The sequence below is a fragment of the Burkholderia sp. WSM2232 genome (assembly GCF_000472545.1).
Taxonomy (GTDB): Bacteria; Pseudomonadota; Gammaproteobacteria; order Burkholderiales; family Burkholderiaceae; genus Paraburkholderia.
Genome location: NZ_KI421432.1, coordinates 635,846 through 659,493 on the forward strand (window position 1 = coordinate 635,846; position 23,648 = coordinate 659,493).

Genomic DNA, 23,648 nt, shown 5'->3' on the forward strand with positions numbered 1-23,648 from the left:
AGTCGGGGCAGCGAAAGCCTGGCCTTCGTGCCATGCCCAGGCCCAAGCCGCTTTCGGATTGCGTGCGTTGCGCGCTGTCCCCGCTCGAGTGACTGCGCCTTTTCGAGGGACGCGAGTTGCAGTTGCGGCGTCCTGGTTCAACGACAAAACCGAGGATCTCAGATGAATTTGAAGAACGCGGTAGTGGTGGTGACGGGCGCGGCATCAGGTCTCGGTCTCGCGACATGTCGAAGGCTTGCGGCAGCGGGAGCGCGCGTGGTCGGCTTCGATCTTAACCAGTCGAAACTCAGTGAGGCGCTAGGCCGCGATATGACGGCTATTGCAGTTGACGTGGCCAACGAGTCGAGCGTGAAAGAGGGTATCGACGCGGTTGTCGACCGGCATGGCGCGATCCACGTGGCGGTCAGTTGCGCAGGCATCCTCGGGCCCTGCAAGACTGTCTCCAAAGGTCAGTTGTTTCCGTCGGATGTGTGGAACCGGGTGCTGTCCGTGAATCTTACTGGCACGTTCAACGTGATCAGGCACGCGGCACTTGCGATGACACATAACGAGCCCGCGGATACCGGCGAACGCGGCGTGATCATCAACACGTCATCCGGTGCCGCGCGCCAGGGCCAGATGGGCCAGGCCGCCTACAGCGCGAGCAAAGCAGGTGTGATCGGCATGACGCTTCCCATCGCGCGTGATCTGGCCGAGCATGGCATCCGCGTGGTATCGGTCGCGCCGGGTCTGTTCGAGTCCGGGATGTCCGCCGGTATGCCGCCGAAGGTCTCAGACGCGCTCGTCGAAAAAATGCTGTTCCCGCGCCGCATGGGCAAGCCGGACGAATTCGCGGCTCTGGTCGAGCACATTATTGGCAACGCTTACCTGAACGCGCTGACCATCGACATGGATTGCGGCACGCGCTGACGGCGTGCCAGACAAACGGCAGCGGCGTCGCAAAGCCGCGAATCGCGGCTATCCCACTATCCACACTATCTCGACGCGTTGGCAAGCGTAGCCGCGACTTGTCTGATGCGCGGGCCGGCGTGATCGTGGAATCGCTTGATTCCCTGGCACAGGTAGTTCAGTCCCGGCTCGCCATCGGGCGTCCGCAGCAGGCGGTTTTTCGGGCACTCGCCCCAGCAGGAGTTCAGGTATTTGCACTCGCGGCAGTACTTCGGCAAGCTCTCGCGTTTCGAGAACCCGAAATCCATTTGCCGCTCGGAGAACGCCATTGTGCCGAGGTGCGCCGTTTGGAGATTGCCTAGCGCATACTCAGGATACACAAAGTGATCGCAGGAGTAGACGGTACCGTCATGCTCGACGGCCAGCGCTTTTCCGCAGAACTCTGCAGTGACGCAAGTTTGCGCCGGCTGGCCCATCGACTGGACAACGGCCGTCTCGAACAGATTGACCAGAATCACGCCCATGTCTCGCTTGTACCATTCGTCGAACGTGCGAGAAAGGAAGTAGCCCCAGTCCTGCGGATCGACAGACCAGTCCGTCACGATGGAGTTGGCGGTTCCGGGCCGCGCCGCGTCGGAGCCGACGAGCGGCATGGACTGCGAGGATGCAACGCCCGGCGCGACCGTTCGAAAGTCCTTCGGTTCGACACACGGGATGAACTGCATATACGTGGAGCCTATCTCGTTGCGCAAAAACTTATAAACGTCGACGGGACGTTTTGCGTTGCTGCGGTTGACGACGGTCAGCGTGTTGAACTTCACGCCGTGCTTTCGCAGCAGTGCGACGCCGCGCATGACCTGGTCGAACGTAGGCTGCGCTTTCCGATCGAGGCGGTAAATGTCGTGCAACTCGCGCGGACCGTCGATGCTGATGCCGACCAGAAAGCCATGCTCCTTCAGGAATTCGCACCACTCGTCCGTTAGCAGCGTGCCGTTTGTCTGGAGATCGTTTTCGATCCGTCGTCCTTCGGGCTTGTACTTTTTCTGTAGCGCGACAATGTCGCGGAAAAATTCGAGGCCAAGCATGGTCGGTTCGCCGCCTTGCCAGGAGAAGATCACCTCGTCGCCGTTCTGTGCCTCGATGTATTGGCGGATGTAGCGCTCGAGCATCGTGGTCTCCATTCGATGCCCACGACGCTGCTGCAAAAGGTGCTCTTTGTGCAGGTAATAACAGTAGGTGCAATCGATATTGCAAGTTGAGCCGATCGCCTTGGCCATCGCGTGGAAGCGGCCCTTGCGCTCGGGTGGGGCCGGTTCATTCCCAGACTGGCCGGTAGGAAAAAAGTGAATCGGAAACGCGTGGTTGGCCTCGGCCATAGATCTGAAATCCGGTAGTACCTGTTGAAAAGCCACGCGGCTTCGCGTGGCGCTGTTTGTTAATTGCCTGCGGCGGCGGCGCGCTGAAGCGCATCTAGCCGGCTCTTCAATGCTTCCACCCGCTGGAACTGCGAATTGCGAACCGGCCCGGTATAACTAAGGCTCTGCGGCTCCCGAGGCGGGTACTTGATATACGACTGCAAAACGCGTTTGAGCACGTCGTCGAAAATGGGCATGGTCCAGCTTTTCTCTGTCCAGTTCGTCATGAAGATGTCGTAGTGCTCGCCCGGGTCCGCCTGAAGGTCGTAAAGGCGAGGGACGGTCGCAACGTATTTGTCGGGACCGCGCCAGCCGGTGGTGTTGTCGTTAGAAAAAGGTGGGTAGTCGCCGCGCAGATTGAATACCACTTTGAATTTGCCGACCCGCACCGCTCCCGGAGATATTTCGTCTTCGGTCTGGTAGACCCAGAAGTTGCGTTTGGTTTTACCCGTTCCAAGCAGAACCGGCGAGAAGTCGTAACTGTCGAAGATGGTGGCCTTGCCGTCCCTGTCCACGGTCGGCAGTCTGGTGTCGGCGATCGCTGCGAACGTGGCCATCAGGTCGAGCCCGCCGACGATATCCCAGCAACTGCCGTTAGGCTTGATACGCCCCGGCCACCACGCAATGGCCGGCACGCGGCTGCCCGCTTCCATGTCCGTGCCTTTGGTTCCACGAAAGGGCGTCCATCCGGAATCGGGATAGACGTCTTGCCACGCGCCGTTGTCCACCGTATAGAACACCAGCGTTTCGTTTTCGATGCCGGCGTTTCTGACCGTGTCCAGAATGCGGCCGACGCGCGTATCCAGTTCGACTACCGCATCACCGTACTTCGTCTTGACCGCGGACTTGCCGGCGAACTCGGGCGCGGGAAGATTCGGCTGGTGGTTCTTCGTGAAATTGATGCTCATGAAAAACGGGCGGCTGTCATGCGCGTGCGCCTTGATATAGTTTTCCGATGACGTTTCAATTCCCTGGTCCAGTGTGGCGATCTGATCACCCGTGATTTTTCTCGTTTCCGTGTATTTCTGCCCTGCCTTGCCTTCCAGTTCGCCCAGTGGATCAACCTTCGGCACGCCTTCAGGCCAATCGGGATTCCAGGCGGGGTCGGCGTACGTGTACGCGTTCAGGTGGTACAGCAGAACGTTCTTCATCTCGTCATAACCGTGCGCGGTAGGCAGCGCGTATTCCGCTTCCCCGAGATGCCACTTGCCCGCGAAGAACGTGGAATAGCCGGCTTGTTTGAGCACGTCCGCAATCGTCACCTCCCCGCGCGGCAGGCCGCCGCCCTGGCCTGGTGCCGCAACGGTCGTCATGCCGCTGCGATTCGGAAGGCGCCCCGTCTGCATTGCCGCGCGCCCCGGCGTGCAGCTTGGCTGGCCGTAGAAGTTCCAGAACTGCATGCCTTCGCGTGCCATCCTGTCGAGGTTAGGCGTGGGCGCGCCGCGACCTTCGCCTCCGCCGTACATGCCGAGGTCGCCCCAGCCGGTATCGTCTGAAACGAGAAGGATGATGTTGGGCTTCTGCCGGGTTGCCTGCGCCTGCGCCGGTCCTGCAAGCAACGAAAGTGCAACCAGCGCTGCACCGACCTCGGATACCAACGCCAGGCGTCTGGGGCAAGCGTTCATTCCTACCTCGCACGGGTGGTTGAGGAAAACTAATTGAATGTTGGCAGTGGCCCGAACCATACAGAAAGATAGCAGACGGCAGATGTAAAGCAAGGCGATAAAAGCCTGGTTCACAGGGCGACGCAGAGCTGTTCCAAGCAGCATGTTTCTGCCGGTTCCTGTATCTCAAGTCAGGCGCGACAGCAAGCCGCTGGCCGACAGCGCCTACATGTGGCGGCTTGCCGCGAAGAAATCACGGGTCTCCAGTATCATTCTGCTTCCTAACCTGCTTTGGAGCCACTTGTGCCCGCGCGTCTGTTCCGCTCCGCGAAAGCTGATCGAAACCGTTTCATTGCGCTTTACGTCAGCATGGCCATTGGCTTGCTCGTCGCGGCGGGTCTGTTCGTGTACGAGGCAAAGGTGATCGTCGCCGACAGCCTGCGCGACGAAGAAGCGTTCTCCGTGCTGGGCGCCGCAAATCGCGTGCTGCACGATCTGGAGAATGCGGAGACCGGACAGCGCGGCTATCTGCTCACCGGAGATGAAAGTTACCTCGTGCCGTACCGCCAGGGCATTCGCGATCTGGACGACACCATACTGCGCCTGCAGCAAGCGGCAGGCAGCGACGAAAAGTCGCTCGAACTGTTGCGCCGGGTCCAGCATGCGAAGACCGACAAGGTAAGCGAACTGGCGCGCACCATCGAGCTGGCTCGCAGCGGCAACCGCGCGGCTGCCATCGCGCTCGTGCAGACGAACGAAGGCAAGCTCTACATGGATGAGCTGCGCCAGGATCTCGGCCTGTTGCTGAACGACTGGCGGGAAAGACGCAGTGCCGCCATGCAGGACGCTCACCAACGCCTCACGTTCGGGAGCGCTGCGCTTGTGGCCATGGCTTTGCTCGTGTGCTGCCTGATGGTCTACACGGTCTATGTTCAGCGCCGTGCGTTCGCGAGGGTGCATGCCTATTCGAATGCACTCGATCAACAAGCGGCGCAGGACACGCTAACGGGACTTCCGAACCGCCGTCGGCTGTTGTCCGCGATAGACAAGCTGTCGAACCAGGCAGGCGAATCACGGCGAGTCGCGCTCCTGTACCTCGACATAGACGGCTTCAAGAACGTCAACGACGCGCTCGGCCATAGCGCCGGCGACGTGCTGCTGCGCCGGCTCGCGGAATCGTTGCGGGCGGCGACGCGCCAGAACGACATGCTGGCCCGTGTGGGCGGCGACGAGTTCGTGTTGCTTGCAGCCGATTGCGGCGACGACTCGCAATTGCGGGATCTTGCCGAGCGCCTTCTTGCGAGCGTGAAGGCCGTGGGCGAACGCGAGTATGGTGGCCGTTTCGCCATTGGCGTGAGCATTGGCATTGCGACGTTTCCCGACCGTGTCAAGAGCGTGGGCGGATTGCTCGATGTCGCCGATGCGGCCATGTACGTGGCCAAGCGCAGCGGCCGCTCGACCTATAGCTTCGGTGCTTCGTCCGCAGCGGGGCTTTCCAATGTGATCAGGCTGACGCGATGACGCGTCGGGCGAGCCACCACGTTTCTCTCGAATATCGCCAAGGGTGAGCCGTTCCAGGATGGTGAGGAATTCCAGGAGACGGCCTCACCGTGATCGTATCCGGGCCAAAGGTGAGACGTTCCAAGAGGTGTCGCGCCTCGGGCAATGGTGAGTAATCCCAAGATTCATGCCGCACCGCACCGCACCGCTCAGCCTGGCTGAGGCGCCGGTGCCGACAAAGGTGAGGAGTTCCAGGAGGTCGCCGCAAAGGTGAGCTGTTCCAGGAGATAAAGCATTCCATGCCGCCGCATGCTTGCGCGCGGCGCTCATCTCCTTACATCTGCTTCCATATCCGAACAAAGCGTTAGCGCGAAAAGGCGGCGCCCGCCCGCATGCAAGCGCCATGCAACACACATGCAGCGCGAATTCCCGCCTCGATACCTGATACGACGCAACGCATCTGATGCGCCGTTTGTAACGGCCAGGTAAAACATCCTCTTTGGTGAATTGATAAGTTGCGGACTGACACGCAGCGCGACAACGCTTGCGTGACCATTCATCCACCGAAGGAGAAACAATGAAGAAGCTGTTGGCAATCGCAACGTTGGCCGCCCTGAGCGCAACTTTGAGCGGATGCTGGTGGGGACCGCCGCCAGGTTGGGGCGGCGGCGGCCCCGGCGGTGGTCCTGGCGGCGGTCATGGCGAGGGTCCGCATGGAGCGGTCGTCGTGCCGGGCCACGTCGCGCAGGGTTGATGTGAGCCGCTAAGGCGATGGTCGCAAAGGGCGGGCGCGGACCGCCCTTCGTCCTAGGCAGGGAAGTTCATCGAAACCACCAGCCCGCCATCGGCCGCATTGTCCACGTGAAAAGCGCCGCCGTTATATCGCACGAGACGCCGCACGATCGCGAGACCCAAGCCACAATGTGCGTCGCTGCTGCGTGCTTCGTCCAGTCGTACGAACGGTTGCAATGCGCGCTCCAGCTGGCTGCCCGGAATACCGCTACCGTGATCGCGCACTGTCAGCGTGTAGTGTCCGTTGTGACGCGAAGTCGACACTTCGACCGGCGGCTCGCCATACGTGAGCGCGTTTTCGATCAGATTGCCGAGAATGCGGTCCAGGTCGACGAGCGGCAAGCCAAAGCCGTCGCCCGCCTGCAGGTGCAGACGAACCAGCGCGTCGTTGCCGAGACTCTCACCGTAATGGCGGCGGCAATGCGCATCGACGCTCGTGCGCGGCGAATTGTCGGCGCTCTCGCGTGCGAAATCCAGGAACTGCGTGACGATGCGCGACAACGACTCTGCGTCGCGCAGAAAACCGCTGCGGTTTGCTTCGTCCGGCAGCAGATCCGCGCGCACCTGCATGCGCGTGATCGGAGCGCGCAGGTCGTGCGCGACGCCCGCGAGCATCACCGCGCGTTCCTGCTCGGCCTGCGCGAGTTGATGCATCATCTGGTTGAAATCGTCGACGAGCTCCTTTACCTCGCGTGGACCGCTCGCCGGTACGACCGGTGCTCGATGTCCGAGGCGAAACTCGCGTGCGGCAATCGCGAGGCGGTGCAACGGCCGTTGCAAATGCCACGCGCCGAAGAGCGCAAGAATCACCGCGAACACCAGCATCATGGCGGACGCGCTAATAAAGCGGCGCGCAGGCAGCATCGAGTTCTCGAGCTTGAGCCAACCAGGATTGCCCGCATAACGCACCCAGACGTTGCCATTCTCCGGGTCCGCGACCACTTCGCTTCCGGGTGGCAGCTTCGCGCGCAGCGCGCTCTGGAACGGGCCTGATGTGTCCCGGCACGGCGCGGGACAGCCATAGGGAATGGCGTCGCTCGCATTGATCGGCACCACGCCGAGCGTGGCCGAAATCTGCGCAGCAGTCACTGCGCCGCTACGTTGCGCCTCGACCGCAAGCAACAGCGCCCGCTGCGCATGCCCCGTGTCGAGCTGCCCACGATCACGGTCCACCAGCAGCAATGAAGTGACGTGGACGATGACTATCAGGCCAACCGTCATCAACGCGAGCTGGCCGAATAGCGTGTTAAAGGGATTCTTCATCGTCGCTGCTGCCGGGCACGAACATATAGCCGATGCCGCGCACCGTCTGAATGCGTCTTGGGTTGGCGGGGTCGTCTTCCAGGAGCCGGCGCAGGCGCCACACCGGCACGTCGATGCCGCGCTCGGTCACTTCCGAGTGCGGGCCATGCAGCAGGTCCACGAGCTTCGAGCGCGAGAGCGTTTGCATCGGATGCTGCGCGAGCACTTCCAGTAACGCATATTCGCTGCCGGTCAGTTTGAGCGGCTCGCCGTCACGAAACAAGGTGCGGCTCGCGAAGTCGAGGCGGAACTGGCCGAAGCGCAGCGCCTCGCGCTTTTCCACTGGTGCCGTTGCCGGCGCCGGCTGTGCATGGCGTCGCAGCACGGCGTGAATGCGGGCAAGCAATTCCTGCGGCATGAAGGGCTTGCCGAGATAGTCGTCGGCGCCCAATTCGAGGCCGACCACACGGTCGACACCGTCGGCGCGCGCCGTCAGCATGATTACCGGAATGGTGTCGCCGCTCGCACGCAGTTGCCTGAGTGCGGTGAGGCCGTCCACGCCCGGCATCATCAGATCGAGCACGACGATGGACGGCCGTTCGCGCTCGAGCCGGCGTGCTAGCTGGTTGGCGTCATGCAATACGGAGATCGCTATGCCGCGTTGCTGGAAAAACGTCCGCAGCAGGTCGCGAAGATCGGCGTCGTCGTCGACCAGTAAAACCTGGATGGACATGTCTTGCATGATCGGCCCTGCTCGATGAAGTCATTGGCGGCGTGCACGGGGCGCCCTGCCACCGTAGCCGAATATAGCGAATTGCCCGATGCCCGCGCTTTCGGGTCCTTTTCCAAGCTTACCGTTTCTTACGGAACCGTTTCGGAGTATCCGGCCACGCTCCATTCATGATGCAACGCCTCGGGCGCGCTGCACGGTAGGGGCGTGTCTTCGACGGCTGCGACGAATCGCGCAATGATCCGCACCCCACGCACCCTACGCAACCCACGCACCGTGTTACAGCGCGTAATGCTTGCCTAAGCCACTGTAAGGCGCCTTTCATTATTGTGGGCCATCCGTTGCCGCTGGCTTCGCGTTGTGTGGCTCTTACCTGAACCGGCGACGCATGCCAGACGGTCCTTTGTCGAATCTAGTCGAAGGATGCCCCGAGCATGCCAACCCCGTCCAATCCCGTCGCATCCCCGACGCGTGCGCCCAGTTCCATACTTCTCGCCGCGTCAGTTGCCGCCGCCATACTGATGCTCGCGGCGTGCGGCGACCACGCGACTCAGGGCCCGCCGCATGTGACGCCCGAAGTCGGCGTCGAAACCATCAAGCCGCACACCGTTGTCTCGAACACCGAACTGTCGGGCCGGCTGTCCGCTATTCGCGTCGCGGAAGTGAGGCCGCAGGTTGAAGGCATTATCAGGAAGCGCCTGTTCACGGAGGGTTCGCAGGTCACGGCCGGCGCGGTGCTCTACCAGATCGACGCAGCCAGCTACCAGGCCGCCTACGACCAGGCAGTCGGCACCCTTGCAAAAGCCGTTGCGACCGCGAACGCGGCGCAAACCAAGGCCACGCGTTACGCGCAATTGTGGAACATCCAGGGCGTGAGCCGGCAGGATTACGACGACGCCGTGGCCGCGCTCGCAGAAGCCAACGCCGACGTGCTCGCCGATAGGGCCGCACTGAAGACCGCCGCTATCAATCTCGGCTATACCAAAGTGGTTGCGCCTATCGCAGGGCGCATCGGCAAATCGAGCGTGACCGAGGGCGCGCTCGTCACCGCCGAACAGACCACCGCGCTCGCCACCGTGCAGGCGACGGGCGAAATGTATCTCGACGTGACCCGCTCGTCCGCGGACTGGCTGCGCCTGCAGAAAGAGTTCGCCAGCGGCCAGTTGCAGCAGTCGGGCGCCGACAGCGCCGTGGTTCATCTGGTGATGGAAGACGGCAGCACATACGCACAGCCAGGCAAGCTGCTGTTCTCCGACATCACCGTCGATGCCACCACCGGCTCCGTCACCCTGCGTTGCGTGTTCCCGAACCCGGACGGCGTGCTGCTGCCCGGCATGTTCGTGCGGGCCCGGCTCGAGGAAGGCGTGAATCGCGAGGCGATTACGGTTCCGCAACTCGCAGTAACGCGTGCGTCCGACGGCTCCGCGAGCGTGCTGACGGTGAGTGCCGACAACAAGGTCGTGCAGACCCAGGTCACCGCCGACATCGCGTCCGGCTCCGACTGGGTCGTCACAAGCGGCCTGAAGGCGGGCGACCGCGTGATCGTGTCCGGTTCGCAGAATGCGCGCACCGGCGCTGTCGTGAAGCCGGTAGAGGCGCCCGGGGCTTTGCCTGCGCCGGCCACCGCGGGCAGCGCGCTCCCGGCGTCTGCCGCCCATAGCTAAAGCGAGAATCTCATGGCAGGTTTCTTTATCAACCGACCGATCCTCGCGTGGGTCATCGCCATTGTCATCATGATGATTGGCGGTGCTTCAATCGCGACGCTTCCGGTCGAACAATATCCTAGCGTCGCGCCGGCCTCCGTGCAGATCACGGCAACGTACCCCGGCGCGTCCGCCGAAACCGTCGCGACCACCGTGACTCAGGTGATCGAGCAGAAACTGAGCGGCATCGACCATCTGCTCTATATGTCGTCGACGAGCAGCTCCGTTGGCCAGGCACGCATCACGCTGACGTTCCAGCAAGGCACAAACGCGGACATCGCCCAGGTGCAGGTGCAGAACAAGGTCGAACAGGCGACCTCGTCGCTGCCGGAGACCGTGCAGGAACAGGGCGTGCAGGTCGCCAAGGCGGCCAACTCCTTTCTGATGATCGTGTCGCTTTCGTCGAGCGACGGCAGCATCAATTCCATCGACCTCGGCAACATCATTGCGACGCAGATCGAGGACCCGCTCACGCAGATAGACGGCGTGGGCGACGTCACGCTGTTCGGCGCGCAGCACGCCATGCGCATCTGGCTCGATCCGGTCAGGTTGCAGGCCGTCGGTCTGACAACCAGCGACGTCACCACCGCGATCACGAACCAGAATGTGCAGCTTTCCGTCGGTCAGATCGGCGGCTCGCCGTCGACCAGAGCTCAGGCATTGAACGCGACGATCTCCGCGTCGAGCCTGCTGACCACCCCCGCGCAGTTCGGCGCGATTCTGCTGCGCGTGAACAGCGACGGCTCGAAGGTAATGTTGAAGGACGTCGCGCGCGTCGAGGTCGGCGCCGACGACTACAGCACCGACTCCCGCCTGAACGGCAAGCCGGCCGCCTCGCTCGCGGTCAAGCTCGCGAGCGGCGCCAACGCCATGAGCGTGGCCAAAGCCGTGCGCGCGAAGCTGCAGGAGTTGAGCCCGCAACTGCCGCGCAATGTCGTCGTCGATTACCCGTACGACACCACGCCGTTTGTGCGCATTTCGATTGAAGAGGTGGTCAAGACGCTGATCGAAGCGGTGCTGCTCGTCTTCGTCGTGATGTACGTGTTTCTGCAGAACCTGCGCGCAACGCTGATCCCGACTATCGTGGTGCCCGTCGCGTTGCTCGGCACGTTCGCGGTAATGTCGGCGGTCGGCTTCTCGATCAACGTGCTGTCCATGTTCGGCATGGTGCTCGCAATCGGCTTGCTGGTGGACGACGCAATCGTGGTGGTGGAAAACGTCGAGCGCCTGATCGCGGAGGAAAAGCTATCGCCGGTGGAAGCCACGCGCCGTGCGATGAAGCAGATCACCGGCGCGCTGATCGGCATTACGACTGTGCTGATTGCCGTGTTCATTCCGATGGCATTTTTCGCGGGAACGACGGGCGCAATTTATCGGCAGTTCTCCATCACGATTGTCGCGGCAATGCTGCTCTCGGTGTTCCTCGCGTTGACGCTCACACCCGCACTGTGCGCGACGTTGCTCAAGCGTTCCGACGTCGAGCATCATGACAGGCGCGGCGTGCTCGGCTGGTTCAACCGCATGCTCTCGCGCGGTACGGACCGCTACGATTCGGCGGTGGCGCGCGTAATCGGCAAGCCCATGCGCTATATGGTGATCTATGTGCTGATTGCGGGCGTGGTCGCGCTGCTGTTCATGAAACTGCCTTCCTCGTATCTGCCAGACGAAGACCAGGGAAGCATCATTACGTCGATCTCCGCGCCAGTGGGTACGCCCGCTTCGCAGACGCTCGAAGTCGTGAAGAAGGTCGAGAACTACTATCGCAGCCAGCCGGAGGTGGATCAGCTCATTACCCTGACGGGTTTCAGCTTCAACGGTTCGGGGCAGAACAATGCGCTCGCCTTCGTCAAGCTGAAGGACTGGAGCGCGCGGCGCGGCAGCAACGGGTCGGCGAGCGCGGTAATCCAACGCGCGAACATGCACTTTGCTGCCTTGCGCGCTGCGCAGGTATTCGCGGTCAATCCGCCGGCTATTCAGGAACTCGGCACGCAAAGCGGTCTCGACTTCGAACTGGAAGACCGCGCAGGCCAGGGGCATGACAAGCTGATGGCCGCACGCCAGCAGTTGATGGCGCTCGCAGCGAAAGACCCCGCGATAGCCGGCATGCGGCCAGGCGGGCTGGAGGACACGCCGCAATTCCACGTGGATATCGACCGGGAAAAGGCAAGCGCACTCGGGCTTTCCATCTCCGATGTGAACGATACGCTGCAAACGGCGTTCGGCTCGTCTTACGTGAACAACTACGTGGACACGGGGCGCATCCAGAAGGTGTACGTGCAGGCCGATGCGCCGTACCGGATGATGCCGTCGGACATTGGACGCTGGTACGTGAAGTCGGGCACGTCCAGCAGCACCTCCGGCAGCACGACTGCAAGCGCGTCCAGCAGCAGTTCGACGAGCGGCACGACGAGTGCTGCCAGCACAACCAGCGGGTACGACGGCCAGATGGTGCCCTTCTCCGCATTTGCGACCGGCAAGTGGACGTTCGGGCCGCCGCAGATCGAGCGCTTCAACCGCACGCTTGCGATGGAGATGACCGCGCAAACCGGCGCGAACGCCAGCACCGGCCAGGCGATGGCCGCCGTCGATGCGCTCGTGAAAAAGCTGCCGGCGGGCTATGGCATCGACTGGACGGGGCAATCGTATCAGGAGCGGGTGGCGGGTTCGCAGGCGATTTACCTGTACGCCATTTCGCTGATCGTGGTGTTTCTCTGCCTCGCGGGTCTCTACGAGAGCTGGTCCATTCCAATCGCAGTGATTCTCGTGGTGCCGCTCGGCGTGCTGGGCGCGGTGCTCGGCGCGCACCTGCGCGGCCTGTCCGACGACATCTATTTCAAGGTCGGCCTGCTCGCGACAATTGGGCTCTCGACGAAAAACGCGATTCTGATTGTCGAGTTCGCGAAAGACCTGCAAGCGCAAGGGCGAGGGCTGATCGAGGCCACCATCGAAGCTGCGCGTCTGCGTTTGCGTCCGATTCTGATGACGTCGCTCGCGTTCGTGTTCGGCGTGCTGCCGCTTGTGATCAGCACGGGCGCGGGGTCCGCGAGCCGCCATGCGATCGGCACAGGCGTGATGGGCGGCATGATCGCCGCCACGGTGCTGGCGATCTTTTTCGTGCCGGTGTTTTTTGTCGTCGTGCGCCGCCTGTTTGGCGAGCACGGCGGTGCGAGGCAACAGGAAGGTGTTGAATGATGAAACTTAAACTGAGTGCATGCGCAGTTGCCCTCGCGCTGCTCGCGGGTTGCACGCTCGACCCGCACTATGAACGGCCCGCCGCGCCGATTCCCGCGGCGTATCCGGAAGGCGACGCATATGAGAGCACAACGGCGGCGCGAGCCGCTGCGGACGCTGGGGCGAGCGCGACGAGCGCGGTAAACGCAATGAGCGCAACGAGCGCAACGAGCGCAACGGGCAGAACGGGTGCGACAGCCACAACAGCCACTACGTCATCGAACACCTCCCCGCTCGCTGCGGACACCGCGTGGCACGGCTTCTTTCGCGACGAGCGTCTGCAGCGCCTGATCGAGGTTGCGCTCGCCAACAATCGAGACTTGCGTGTCGCGGCGCTGAACGTCGCGGAATACGAGGCTCAATACCGGATCACGCGCGCCGCATTCGCGCCGACCATCGCCGCGAGCGGCAGCATGACGCGCGAGCGGACGCAAGGTGCGATAGCGAGTTCTAGCGACGTGAACGTCGGGACGACGTCGTGGGAAATCGACTTCTTCGGACGCCTGCGTAGCCTGAAGCGCCAGGCGCTGGAAAACTATCTGGCAACCGATGCATCGCGGCATAGCACGCAAATCAGCCTGATCGCGACGGTGGCGACCGACTATCTGACCTTGCTCGCCGACGAGCGTCTACTGCAACTGACAGAAGACACGGTGAAGTCGGACCAGGCCACTTACGACGTGACGAGGCGCGTGCAGCAACTCGGCAATGCTTCGCTGCTCGACGTGCAACAGGCGCAAAACTCACTTGCGAGTGCGAAGGCAAATCTGGCTTCGTACCGTCGCGCCGCCGCGCAGGACCGCAACAATCTCGCGGCCGTGCTCGGCGCGCCGATTCCGGACGACCTGCCGCCTGCGCGCACCTTCGACGACGAATCCATGTTCACGGACATCGGTGCGGGTGCACCGTCGCTGCTGCTCACCCGTCGGCCGGACATCGTGCAGGCCGAGCATGCGTTGAAGGCGGCCAACGCAAATATTGGCGCGGCGCGCGCGGCATTTTTCCCGAAGATCGAACTGACGGCCAGCGCGGGCACGTCGAGTACTGCGCTCTCGAATCTGTTCAAGGCAGGTACCGGCGCGTGGACGTTCGCCCCGAGCGTTTCGGTGCCCATCTTCGATTACGGCAGCAACAAGGCATCGCTCGATGTCGCGAAGATCGAAAAGCAGATCGAGGTGGCCGACTACGAAAGCGCCATCCAGACGGCCTTCAAGGAGGTCGCGAATGCGCTGACGGCGCGTGCAACGTATGTGGACCAGGTGCAGGCGGACCGCGAATATGTAGCCTCTGCGCAGAGCTACTACACCCTCGCCGAAGCACGCTACAAGGCGGGAACAGACAGCTTTCTCACCTTGCTCGACGCCCAACGTACCCTTTACACGGCGCAGCAGCAACTCGCAACCGACATCCTTTCGCGGCAGTCGAATCTCGTGACGCTGTACAAGGTGTTGGGCGGCGGATGGGACGGCTCGAACAGCTAAGGTGAGACTTTTCGGGAGCCGGCGAGGTGAGAATATGCGTAACTGTCTGCGCACTTTGTAGTTAAAGGTGAGCGGATTCGGGAGCGCAGTGTGGTGACGCGCTCCCGTTGTTCCGCTCACTCAATCGCCGCCGTGCGCGAGCGCCACGCGCGATTTCGACTCGGGGCTATGCGCGACAAAGTACTTCTTCGACCACGCGCCGTCTGGTGCGAGCTTGAGTGACTGATGTGCGCCGCCGTGCCGCTCGCGTATCGCCAGAGCCCGTGCGCGATAGTGCTCGTAGAGCCGCAAAAATTCCGCGAGATACGTGCCGGCAATGCGGCGATCGCGGATTTCGAGCAGATTTTCGTCGTTGAAATGCTCCGAGTTGTTGCTCATATTCGCCGAGCCGGTGTAGACGATCGGATTTGCGCCCTCGGCGTCGATCACGACGAACTTGTGGTGAACGATCACAGGTGCATAGGGCGGGGCGTTTTCGCCAGGAAAGAGGCGCAGCTCCGGCTCGAAGCCTGCCGGGACGGTTGCCGGCGAGAAGTATTCCGCGTCGATAACGTCGTGCTTTTCGCGGCCCCGGTGATACAGATCCATGTTGGCGAGCGCGGTCGTCGTGACAATCTGTCCACTTTCCTGCGCTTCTTGCGCCGCCTGCGCCGATCTCGGGCTGATGTGGTTGACGAGTCCGAACATCATCAAGTCTCTATCGCCCGCCGCAAAGCATGCGTCGCGCAATGGTTGGTCGGTCGGCATGAAAAGACAGAACACCACCGAGTGCTTCGCTTTGTTGATTGCATCGATAATGGTATCGATCTGCGTACGCGAGTTCTTCGGCTCCGGTGAAAAGCACACCCGCACTTTCGCGCTGCCTATTTCGATAGCCTGCGACCAGCCGGGCGCGAGCTTCGCTGTTTCCGCAATGCCCGGGTTGCCCGCCAGCGCCTTCGCGCGTTCGCTGTAAAGCGAGGCGAGTTCCGGCGAGTCGAACAGATGCAGCACGTTCGCCTGTTCCGTGATGCCCTCGGTCGTGAAGTTTGCCGAGCCGGTCAGCACGCGCGCGGGCGTGGGTTTCCCGTTGCCGTCGTCAGTGACAATGAACTTGTCGTGCATGATGTGCGTCTTGTCGCGCGGCGCAAACGTGGCGACCGCGCCAAGCTGTTCGACGGCGGGCTGGTTCGGCGAAGGCGCGGGAGGCTTGCCCTTTCGCGACACTTGGTGCGCGTCATACACGATAGCGAGCGCCGCCTTGCCCTCTTTCTCGCCGAACGCGGCGAATGCAGGGATGGCCCATAGCTGATCGGTAAGGTGATACACCGAGGACGCCGCGCGACGCGCGTCCTTCAGCGTCAACGCGAACACCTCCTGCAAATCGTTCGCGAGCCAGGTGCGCAGGCGCAAAGCCTGTTCCGCCGACGGCGCCTGGTTCGGCGCAAGATGCAAGGCCGCGACCTTGCGCGCAAATGCCTGCGAACTGACCACCGCGCGGTTGAACCACGTGCCGATGTCAGCTTCTATATGCGAGGGCAACGTCAGTTTGCATTCGCCTTTCTGCGCGTCGAGCAGATGCAGTGCGTCCGGCTTGCCGACTACCGGATACACGAGATACGTGAACGACCTTTCACGATCCGCTTCGTCGATGCGTGCGTCCCACCACATGAATTTCTGGATCGGCGCTTCATTTGTCGGCGCGTCTTTCTGCGTGTCCGGCACGGCGCCTGTGAAGCTCAACCGGTTCGGCAGCCAGCTGCTTGCCTCGCGTTGCCGTCCGTCGGCAGAAAGAAAACCGGGCGTGCGCTTGATCGCGAAGCCGAGAAAATCGTCGCGTGTTGCGCCTTCGGGCCAATCGAACGCGAGTAGTACGAGTGTCGGAGAAAGATAGCTGCGCACGCTGACGTTCATTGTCTCGCTCCACTTTGCCAGATAAAGATTTGAGTCTGGACGCGCAGTTTGTTGGAATGGTGACAACGCAGAAATTAGCGGCCGTGAATTAACGGCAGCGCCGCCAAAAACTTTAGAAATAAATTCGCGCCCTCAAACGCGGGCAGGAAGGCTGTCGTCATCGCTTGGTAACACGTATGAGCAATACTCCGCAGCGCTGCAAGCACGATTCAAACGCATTTCCACGCGCGAGTCATATCGCACGAAAAAACGCGCTGCTCCAACGAGGGCAGACGCGAAGGCCAGAACCCGGGGTTCACATGACTATCCGTCATCGCATCACGCTATTGGTTGTCTTGATGTTCGTCGCCTTGTCGGCGATAGGCGGCTACGCCGTCTACCAAACGCGCGGCAGCGCAGCCGAAGTGCGCAAGGTTACCGAGGGCGTCGTGCCGAGCGCGCTGGCTTCCGCCGACCTCGTTTCGCAGGTCAAGGACGTGCAGATCGCCACCATGACGCTCGTCTACGCGCCCGACGGCGACATGGTCGCGCAGGCGCAGCACGAACTGAAGAAGAAACGGCTCGCGCTGGAACAGGCGCTCGCCTTGCAGGCCAAAGACGCTGCCAGTCATGCGCAAAAGGGCCTTGTTTCGCAGGCCCGCGACAGTCTCGACAATTATTTCTCCGCGATTGCCGAGACGGCAAAAATGAAAGCCGACGGCAAGAACGAACTGGCGCAGGCGTATCTGTTCGCGAACGTCGCACAGTATCGCGACGAACTGGAAGGGATTGTCGACACGCTGCGCGTCGAGAAAAACCGCCAGAAGGACGAAGCGATCACCGCGCTCAATGCCACGCTTGCAACCACCACGACGGCAATTGCTGCCGTCACCGGTATCGCGATTCTCCTGCTGACTTCGATCGGCGCATTGCTGTATCGCCAGATTACGCGGCCGCTTAGCCGCATGCAGGCGATGATGAGCGAGATTGCATCGAGCCAGGATTTCACCCGCCGTGTGCCGGTTGGGCGCCTCGACGAAATTGGCCATTCGATTGTCGCCTTCAACGGCATGATCGAAAAGATTCAGGAAAGCTCCGCGCAACTGAAGCAGAAAACCGCCGACATTCAGGCGATGTTGCAGAACATGCAGCAGGGCATTCTGACGGTGATCGACGGCGCCGTGATTCACGCGGAGTACTCGGCGTATCTGGAAGACATCTTCGAGACCAGGGACATTGCCGGGCGCGCACTCATGGATCTGGTTTTTGCCCAAACGGATCTTGGCGCCGACGCGCTGTCGCAAGTCGACGCCGCCACGCATGCGTGCCTCGGCGAAGACTGCATCAACTTCGCATTCAATCAGCACTTGCTGGTCGGCGAAATTTCGAAGCGCATGCCCGACGGCCGCGTGAAAATTCTCGACCTGAGCTGGTCCGCGATTACCGACGAAAACGATGTCATCGTGCGCCTGATGCTGTGTGTGCGCGACGTGACCGAGTTGCGCAAGCTCGCGGCGGAGGCCAGCGAACAGCGTCGGCGCCTCGACATGATCGGCGAAATTCTCGCCGTCAGCGAAGAGAAGTTTCACCACTTCATTGAAAGCTCGGCGGGCTTCATTAGCGAAAACGAGCGCATCATTCGCAAGCATTCGGAAGCGGATCACGCGGCAATTGCCGAACTGTTCCGCAATATGCACACGATCAAGGGCAATGCGCGCACATATAACCTGCAGCATCTGACCGATGTCGTTCACGAAACGGAGCAGAGCTATCACGAACTGCGCCGCGCGGACGCGGACCGTTCGTGGGATCAGGAGCATCTGATGCAGGAGTTGGCGCGCGTGCGCGAGGCGATCGAAGCTTACGCGCGCATCAACGAACACAGTCTGGGTCGCCGGGGCCAGGCGCGGCGCAACGACGCCGGCAATGCAGGCCGCTACGTGATGGTGGAGAAGGAGCAGATCCAGCGCACGCTGAGTCTGCTCGATACAACCGATGTCAGCGCGCTGCACGAGTTGCAGGCCATGCACGACACTCTGCGCCGCAACCTGCGCGCGCTCGGCAGCGAAAGCATTCGCGACGCGCTTTCAGGCGTGCTCGGTTCGCTGCCCTCGCTTGCGGGCGAACTGCGCAAGCCGGCGCCGGCCGTGCGAATCGACGACAACGGTTATCGTCTGCGCGGCCATGCCGGTAGCCTGCTTAACAACGTCTTCATGCATTTGCTGCGCAACTCGATGGACCACGGCATTGAATCTGCCGAGGCGCGCAGCGCACAAGGCAAGGCGCCGGCGGGCACGATTTCCATCGAGGTCGGCGTGGACAGCGGCGCGTTGCAGATCACACTTAGCGACGACGGCCGCGGCCTCGCGCTCGAGCGCATTCGCGGCATCGCGATTGAGCGGGGCTGGATCGGCCCGGACGACGCTATGAGCGATGAAGCTATTGCCGACTTCATTTTCCGACCCGGCTTTTCGACGGCGGAAACGGTGACGGCGGTATCGGGCCGCGGCGTCGGCATGGATGCGGTGCGCGACTTCCTGAAGCGCGAGAACGGCAGCATTCAACTGCGTTTTACCGACGATCATAAAGGTGCAGCGTTCCGTCAGTTCCAGACCATCGTGTGTCTGCCGGACAGCATGGCCGTCGATACGCTCGGCACCGAAGCCCGCGACAAAGACGGCGAACTTCGCACGGACGCAATCGCGCAATAACGCAATGACGCGTCGAGCAGTGACGTTGCACCCGGACATCGCGGCGCTTTTCAAGGAATGGTTGTGATCCAACAGTATTTATTGGCGACGCTGGCCGGCAGCGCCGCAACGGCGTTGCTCGGCTTTGTCGCGCATCGGTTCTACAGCGCAAGGCTCACGGCGCGGCTGCATGCGCAGGCCGAGGCGCGCGTCGATTCGCTCAGGCTTGAGCACGCGAGTCTCGACGTATCGGCGGAAGAACACAAGCAAGCCGAGCAGGCGCTGCTCGCGCAGAACGAGCAGTTGCGCGCGGAATTGGCGCGGCAATCCGCAAGCGCCGACGAATTGCGCACGGCGCTCGCGGCCGTCACTCAGAATAAAGCTCAGTGGGCACAGCAGGCGCAGCAACTGGCGAGCGAAGCGGCGCGTCTGAAAGGGCTGGGCGCAGCGTTCGAGCGTTGGCACGAGCAAATGATCTCGCTGATGACGCAAAACCACGACATGCACGCGAAGAATCAGGAACTGTCGTCGATTGTGCGGCATGTGGTGATCGTGTCGCTCAACGCGTCGATAGAAGCCGCGCGTGCGGGCCCCGCGGGCCGCGGCTTTGCCGTGGTGGCGAGCGAGGTGCGTTCGCTCGCCGCGCGGTCCGAGGAGTTGTCGAAGAGCTATCGCGACAGTTTGCATCGCAACGATCTGACCACGACGTCTACGTTTCAGGACATTCAGGCAGGCGGCAAGATGATTGCGGCTTCGCTTGCCAGCGTTGAATCGATGGCCCATCAATTTCACGCGAAGCTCGACGAGGTACCCGCGTGATCACGGCGCATGCAAAAGACAGCTTCGAACGCATTTTCCGCAAGGCCGCGCAGGCGCGCTTGCCTTTGGATCCGGACGACTCGTGCGACATCGTGTCGGTCGCGCAAGCGGATGAGGCCACGGCGCTGGGCAGCCACGTGGTCGTGCTGACCATTTCGTCCATCGTGTTCAGGGTCCTGCTCATTCTCCATTTCGACGAAGACGACAGCACGCGGCGCTACTACCTGAAGGACGAAGCCGACCAACGGCGCTTTCAGGAAGCCTTCCTTGAAATCTGCAACCTGTGCTGCGGGGCGATGAACCAGGAACTGCTGCGCTATTTCCCGGACCTCGGCATGTCGACGCCCTATGTGCTGAGCGCGCGTTGCCTGCCGCATCTGCGTGAATTGAAGCCTGCGCTGCTGTCGTCGTACTCGGTGACGCTTGGCGGCACTGCCCGCCTTGGCGCCACTCTTTGCGTTTGCGCGTATGCGCCGGTCGACTTTACCGCCGACACGAGCGCCGTCGAGGAAACCAGCGGTGAGCTGGAGTTGTTTTGAGCGTTTGGCCGTTTGATAGTTTGTAGTGAAGGAAACGATATGTCGAAAATTCTGGTGGTGGATGACTCGAGCACGGTACGCGACGAAGTGGCCGGCTTCCTGAAGAAGAACGGTCTCGACGTGGACACCGCAGTAGACGGCAAAGACGGTCTCGCGAAACTGAAGGCGAGCCCCGGCATCAAGCTCGTGATCAGCGACGTCAACATGCCCAACATGGACGGCCTGACGATGGTCGAAAAGATTCGCGGCGAGCTCGCGAACAAGACCGTCAACGTCATCATGCTGACGACGGAAAGCAGCCCGGCAATGAAAGAGCGCGGCAAGGCGGCGGGGGTCAAGGGCTGGATTGTGAAGCCGTTCAAAGGCGACGCCGTGCTGGAGACGTTTCGCAAGCTCGCGAGCTAAGACGCGGATACGCTCGCTAAAGGTGAGCGTTTTCGGGAGCGCTTCGGCGCGGCGATGCGGACGCCGGATCAGCCGCGTGGTTGCCGCCGGAATGCGAGGAATCCGCTAGAGGTCCGCCCGGCTTGGGAGCGAAAGCACGAACCGTTGCCTCGTCTGCAACGCCGAAGGTGAGAAGATTCGGGAGCCTTTGGGACTGCTGCGACGATCCGTGAGCCGCTGCGGGTCGTGCGGCTCACCGCTAACCGCAGCCGCGAAACCTGCAAGCCTGAAAAGTCTGGGTGCGCACAAGTCGATTGGTATCGACAGCGCGCGTCAACTGCTTACCTGGGTATCCAGACTATTCACGCGTGTTCAAAGGTGAGACTTTTCGGGAATGGCCTGCCCTGCGACTGCGACCCCCCGCCCAGCATGGCTTTGCGACATGGCCACGGGCGCTAAAGGTGAGGGTTTTCGGGAGCCATAAAACCGCTGGTTGCGGTGATCCGCAACTGCCGCGTGGTCAAAGGTGAGGATTTTCGGGAGCCGGCGGTGCGGCGCATGCGTGCCGGGAAACCCTCGCAACAATACGCCGGACAGGCGACAAATCTCCGCAAAAACGCGGCAGACCGGCTGCCAAGCCGCTGTGAAAACACCGGGATTCGCAACATGCGCCGTTACGACAGCAGACAAATCATTGCCGCGGGCGCTCAAAGGTGAGATTTTTCGGGACTCACGATAGGCGCAGTGGGACGCTTCACACCGGCTTAGCTATCTCGCGAATATCGGCCACCGGCGCTTCACCAAATGCATCGCTGAATGCGTATTCGAGCAATTGTGCGGCGGTTTGCTCGGGCGTGGAAAGCTGACCGTTGCGCTTCAGGTCTTCAAACTTCTCGCGCAGCGGAAACTGCTCGACGCCCGTGCCGCGAATCTGCGCCTGCATGTTCGTGTCGATGACGCCCGGCGCGAGGCTGCAAATACGCAGCGCGCGGGTCGCATCCAGTGCGACGGCGCGCGCGTGATGATCCAGCGCCGCCTTGGTCGCGCAGTAAACGCTCCAGCCAGCGTACGCATTGCGCGCCGCGCCGCTCGAAATGTGCATGATGCGCCGGTCGCTCGCGTCCGGGCTCGCGGCCGCGAGCGCGCCGGCGAGCATGAGCGGCGTGGCCACGTTCAGGCTCACGGCGGTTGCAATGACCGTCGCGTCCTGTCCTTCGATTGGGCCAATCGGCTGCACCATGCCCGCGTTGTTGATCAGCAGGACGGTGCGCGCGCCGCTCACGAATGCCCGCAACGCATCCGTTTGCAGCCACTGCACAACGCGCGCCGTCTCGGCCAGTTCGAGTTCGATTTCTTCGAGCAATGCGGGAAAGCGCTGTTTGAGCGACGCATGGCGCGAGCGTGACAGACCGAGCACGGCGACGTTGCGTGCCAGCAGTTGCTCGGCGAGCGCCGCGCCCAGGCCGCGCGTGTGGCCGGTGACGATGGCGCGAATCGGAGAAGAGGGGTTCATGTCGGTCCTTATACGTTGGCTGATGCAGGCCGATATCTTCTCACGCATGTTTCAGACGCGCAGCGCTGCGGCCCGCGTGCTCTCAGGCGGCGCGAAAGCGTTCGCGGTACTGCGTCGGCGTGACGCCGATTCTCTTCATGAAGACAATGCGCATGCGGTCGGCCGTGCCGAAACCGCAATCGTAGGCAATGGCCTTGAGCGCGGCGGCGCTGCTTTCCAGCAGCTGGCGCGCCGCATCAACCCGCGCGCGCTCGACGAATTCATGCGGCGTCACGCCGGTTTCCTGCACGAACACGCGCGCGAAATGGCGTGCGCTCATACCGGCGACATCGGCGAGTTGCCTGACCGTAAAGCTCTCGCGGATGTGCTCCATCACATGCGCCTGCACTTTCGCAACCGGCGAAGTGTCGTCGGCCGGCGCCGTGAGGTACGGACTGAACTGCGATTGTCCGCCCAGGCGCTGCGCAAACACGACGAGCCGTTTTGCCACCGCGAGGGCGATATGCGCCCCGTGATCTTCGGCGACGAGGGCAAGCGAAAGGTCGATGCCCGCAGTCACGCCCGCTGAGGTGACCAGTTCTCCGTCGCGCAGATAGATGCGGTCATAGTCGACGCGCGCCTTGGGAAACTGCGCGGCAAGTTGCGCCGCGTGCTGCCAATGCGTGGTGACGTTGCGCTCATCCAGCAAACCGGCGTGGCCGAGCGCGAAGGCGCCGGTACAGATGGAGCCGTAACGGGCGCATTGCGGCGCGACGTTCATCAGCCAGTCGAGCAAGGGCGCCTCGGGCGGCTCACCTTCCGGCAGCGCCGGGCCGCCTGCGACCAACGCGAGGTCAAAGGGCTCGCGAGCCCGCTCGAACGCGGCATCCGCGATCAGCGTCATGCCGTTGGACGCACGCAGCGGCGCCTGCTTCGCACTGAGCAGCGTGACTGTGTAACGCGCGTCAGGCGCGATAAAGCGGTTGGCTTCGGAGAACACGTCGACAGGGCCAGCGACGTCGAGCGCCTGCACGCCAGGAAAAATCGCGATTGCGACGGTGGGCATCGAATGATTCCTTCTCTTCAAAGGCAAGCGCGCGTGGCACGGCAGTCAACGTAGTGCGATTGGCAGTGTTCGACGGCTTCACGCGATTGTCGCGCAAAGCGCGTTGGTCAATACTGAACCTCATCGGACGCACCGCATCGACGGTAAAAGCCATACGACTGACGCGGTGGTCCAGCATAGCAAACGTGCTGGCCCGCTGC

The 23,648-nt window shown here is 62.2% G+C and carries 17 protein-coding genes; 10 read left to right on the forward strand and 7 right to left on the reverse strand.

Features of this window, described 5'->3' with window-relative positions; all coding sequences use genetic code 11:
- Positions 1-162 precede the first annotated feature (162 nt).
- A complete protein-coding gene (locus tag F757_RS0132690; RefSeq protein WP_027215036.1) occupies positions 163-909 on the forward strand; it encodes an SDR family NAD(P)-dependent oxidoreductase in 747 nt (248 codons plus the stop codon).
- Between the two features lie 65 nt (positions 910-974).
- On the opposite strand, the gene F757_RS0132695 is transcribed toward F757_RS0132690, so the two are convergent.
- Positions 975-2,264 carry an anaerobic sulfatase maturase gene (locus tag F757_RS0132695; protein ID WP_027215037.1) on the reverse strand — a complete coding sequence of 430 codons (1,290 nt, stop codon included), beginning with the start codon at positions 2,262-2,264 and terminating at the stop codon, positions 975-977.
- A 59-nt stretch (positions 2,265-2,323) separates the two neighbouring features.
- Positions 2,324-3,928, reverse strand: a complete 1,605-nt coding sequence (locus tag F757_RS0132700) for an arylsulfatase (RefSeq protein ID WP_027215038.1) — start codon at positions 3,926-3,928, stop codon at positions 2,324-2,326.
- A 282-nt stretch (positions 3,929-4,210) separates the two neighbouring features.
- Between F757_RS0132700 and F757_RS0132705 the strand changes: the two genes are divergently transcribed.
- Together F757_RS0132705 and F757_RS36370 are read left to right on the forward strand one after the other, a co-directional pair.
- Positions 4,211-5,428, forward strand: a complete 1,218-nt coding sequence (locus F757_RS0132705) for a diguanylate cyclase domain-containing protein (protein ID WP_027215039.1) — start codon at positions 4,211-4,213, stop codon at positions 5,426-5,428.
- Between the two features lie 556 nt (positions 5,429-5,984).
- Complete coding sequence (locus tag F757_RS36370; protein WP_198021457.1) at positions 5,985-6,161, forward strand: hypothetical protein; 177 nt, start codon at positions 5,985-5,987, stop codon at positions 6,159-6,161.
- A 53-nt stretch (positions 6,162-6,214) separates the two neighbouring features.
- Here F757_RS36370 and F757_RS0132710 read toward each other — a convergent pair whose 3' ends face one another.
- Together F757_RS0132710 and F757_RS0132715 are read right to left on the reverse strand one after the other, a co-directional pair.
- Positions 6,215-7,462, reverse strand: a complete 1,248-nt coding sequence (locus tag F757_RS0132710) for an ATP-binding protein (protein WP_027215040.1) — start codon at positions 7,460-7,462, stop codon at positions 6,215-6,217.
- Positions 7,446-8,183 (reverse strand): response regulator, encoded by a 738-nt coding sequence (locus tag F757_RS0132715; protein WP_027215041.1) that lies wholly within the window; start codon positions 8,181-8,183, stop codon positions 7,446-7,448. Before F757_RS0132715 ends, F757_RS0132710 begins: the two co-directional genes overlap by 17 nt.
- A 422-nt stretch (positions 8,184-8,605) precedes the next feature.
- Here F757_RS0132715 and F757_RS0132720 point away from each other — a divergent pair, with 422 nt between their 5' ends.
- From F757_RS0132720 to F757_RS0132730, 3 genes are read left to right on the forward strand one after another with little or no spacing between them, the layout of a single operon-like run.
- Complete coding sequence (locus F757_RS0132720) at positions 8,606-9,835, forward strand: efflux RND transporter periplasmic adaptor subunit (RefSeq protein ID WP_027215042.1); 1,230 nt, start codon at positions 8,606-8,608, stop codon at positions 9,833-9,835.
- Between the two features lie 12 nt (positions 9,836-9,847).
- On the forward strand, positions 9,848-13,066 hold the full coding sequence (locus F757_RS0132725; RefSeq protein ID WP_027215043.1) for an efflux RND transporter permease subunit: 3,219 nt from the start codon (positions 9,848-9,850) through the stop codon (positions 13,064-13,066).
- Positions 13,066-14,586, forward strand: coding sequence for an efflux transporter outer membrane subunit (locus tag F757_RS0132730; protein WP_027215044.1), 1,521 nt, complete (start codon positions 13,066-13,068; stop codon positions 14,584-14,586). The genes F757_RS0132725 and F757_RS0132730 overlap by 1 nt, the downstream gene beginning before the upstream one ends.
- Positions 14,587-14,706: 120 nt before the next feature.
- Here F757_RS0132730 and F757_RS0132735 read toward each other — a convergent pair whose 3' ends face one another.
- Positions 14,707-16,479, reverse strand: coding sequence for a phospholipase D-like domain-containing protein (locus F757_RS0132735; protein WP_027215045.1), 1,773 nt, complete (start codon positions 16,477-16,479; stop codon positions 14,707-14,709).
- A gap of 299 nt (positions 16,480-16,778) precedes the next feature.
- Between F757_RS0132735 and F757_RS0132740 the strand changes: the two genes are divergently transcribed.
- From F757_RS0132740 to F757_RS0132755, 4 genes are all read left to right on the forward strand, one after another.
- Positions 16,779-19,169 (forward strand): HAMP domain-containing protein, encoded by a 2,391-nt coding sequence (locus tag F757_RS0132740; RefSeq protein ID WP_027215046.1) that lies wholly within the window; start codon positions 16,779-16,781, stop codon positions 19,167-19,169.
- A gap of 63 nt (positions 19,170-19,232) precedes the next feature.
- A complete protein-coding gene (locus tag F757_RS0132745; protein WP_027215047.1) occupies positions 19,233-19,967 on the forward strand; it encodes a methyl-accepting chemotaxis protein in 735 nt (244 codons plus the stop codon).
- Entirely contained in the window at positions 19,964-20,506 is a 543-nt protein-coding gene (locus F757_RS0132750) for a hypothetical protein (protein ID WP_027215048.1), read from the forward strand. Before F757_RS0132745 ends, F757_RS0132750 begins: the two co-directional genes overlap by 4 nt.
- Before the next feature lie 39 nt (positions 20,507-20,545).
- On the forward strand, positions 20,546-20,911 hold the full coding sequence (locus tag F757_RS0132755; RefSeq protein ID WP_007178665.1) for a response regulator: 366 nt from the start codon (positions 20,546-20,548) through the stop codon (positions 20,909-20,911).
- A 733-nt stretch (positions 20,912-21,644) separates the two neighbouring features.
- Here F757_RS0132755 and F757_RS0132760 read toward each other — a convergent pair.
- Together F757_RS0132760 and F757_RS0132765 are read right to left on the reverse strand one after the other, a co-directional pair.
- Positions 21,645-22,403 (reverse strand): SDR family oxidoreductase, encoded by a 759-nt coding sequence (locus tag F757_RS0132760; protein ID WP_027215049.1) that lies wholly within the window; start codon positions 22,401-22,403, stop codon positions 21,645-21,647.
- Between the two features lie 82 nt (positions 22,404-22,485).
- The gene (locus tag F757_RS0132765) at positions 22,486-23,448 is read right to left on the reverse strand and encodes a GlxA family transcriptional regulator (RefSeq protein ID WP_027215050.1); all 963 of its coding nucleotides are present in this window, start codon (positions 23,446-23,448) and stop codon (positions 22,486-22,488) included.
- Positions 23,449-23,648 lie beyond the last annotated feature (200 nt).

Bases quoted from the DNA above. Each gene is read 5' to 3' on its own strand.
- F757_RS0132690 (WP_027215036.1), top strand. From the start codon at position 163: ATGAATTTGAAGAACGCGGTAGTGGTGGTGACGGGCGCGGCATCAGGT.
- F757_RS0132695 (WP_027215037.1), bottom strand. From the start codon at position 2,264: ATGGCCGAGGCCAACCACGCGTTTCCGATTCACTTTTTTCCTACCGGC.
- F757_RS0132700 (WP_027215038.1), bottom strand. From the start codon at position 3,928: ATGAACGCTTGCCCCAGACGCCTGGCGTTGGTATCCGAGGTCGGTGCA.
- F757_RS36370 (WP_198021457.1), top strand. From the start codon at position 5,985: ATGAAGAAGCTGTTGGCAATCGCAACGTTGGCCGCCCTGAGCGCAACT.
- F757_RS0132710 (WP_027215040.1), bottom strand. From the start codon at position 7,462: ATGAAGAATCCCTTTAACACGCTATTCGGCCAGCTCGCGTTGATGACG.
- F757_RS0132715 (WP_027215041.1), bottom strand. From the start codon at position 8,183: ATGCAAGACATGTCCATCCAGGTTTTACTGGTCGACGACGACGCCGAT.
- F757_RS0132720 (WP_027215042.1), top strand. From the start codon at position 8,606: ATGCCAACCCCGTCCAATCCCGTCGCATCCCCGACGCGTGCGCCCAGT.
- F757_RS0132725 (WP_027215043.1), top strand. From the start codon at position 9,848: ATGGCAGGTTTCTTTATCAACCGACCGATCCTCGCGTGGGTCATCGCC.
- F757_RS0132730 (WP_027215044.1), top strand. From the start codon at position 13,066: ATGAAACTTAAACTGAGTGCATGCGCAGTTGCCCTCGCGCTGCTCGCG.
- F757_RS0132735 (WP_027215045.1), bottom strand. From the start codon at position 16,479: ATGAACGTCAGCGTGCGCAGCTATCTTTCTCCGACACTCGTACTACTC.
- F757_RS0132740 (WP_027215046.1), top strand. From the start codon at position 16,779: ATGACTATCCGTCATCGCATCACGCTATTGGTTGTCTTGATGTTCGTC.
- F757_RS0132755 (WP_007178665.1), top strand. From the start codon at position 20,546: ATGTCGAAAATTCTGGTGGTGGATGACTCGAGCACGGTACGCGACGAA.
- F757_RS0132760 (WP_027215049.1), bottom strand. From the start codon at position 22,403: ATGAACCCCTCTTCTCCGATTCGCGCCATCGTCACCGGCCACACGCGC.
- F757_RS0132765 (WP_027215050.1), bottom strand. From the start codon at position 23,448: ATGCCCACCGTCGCAATCGCGATTTTTCCTGGCGTGCAGGCGCTCGAC.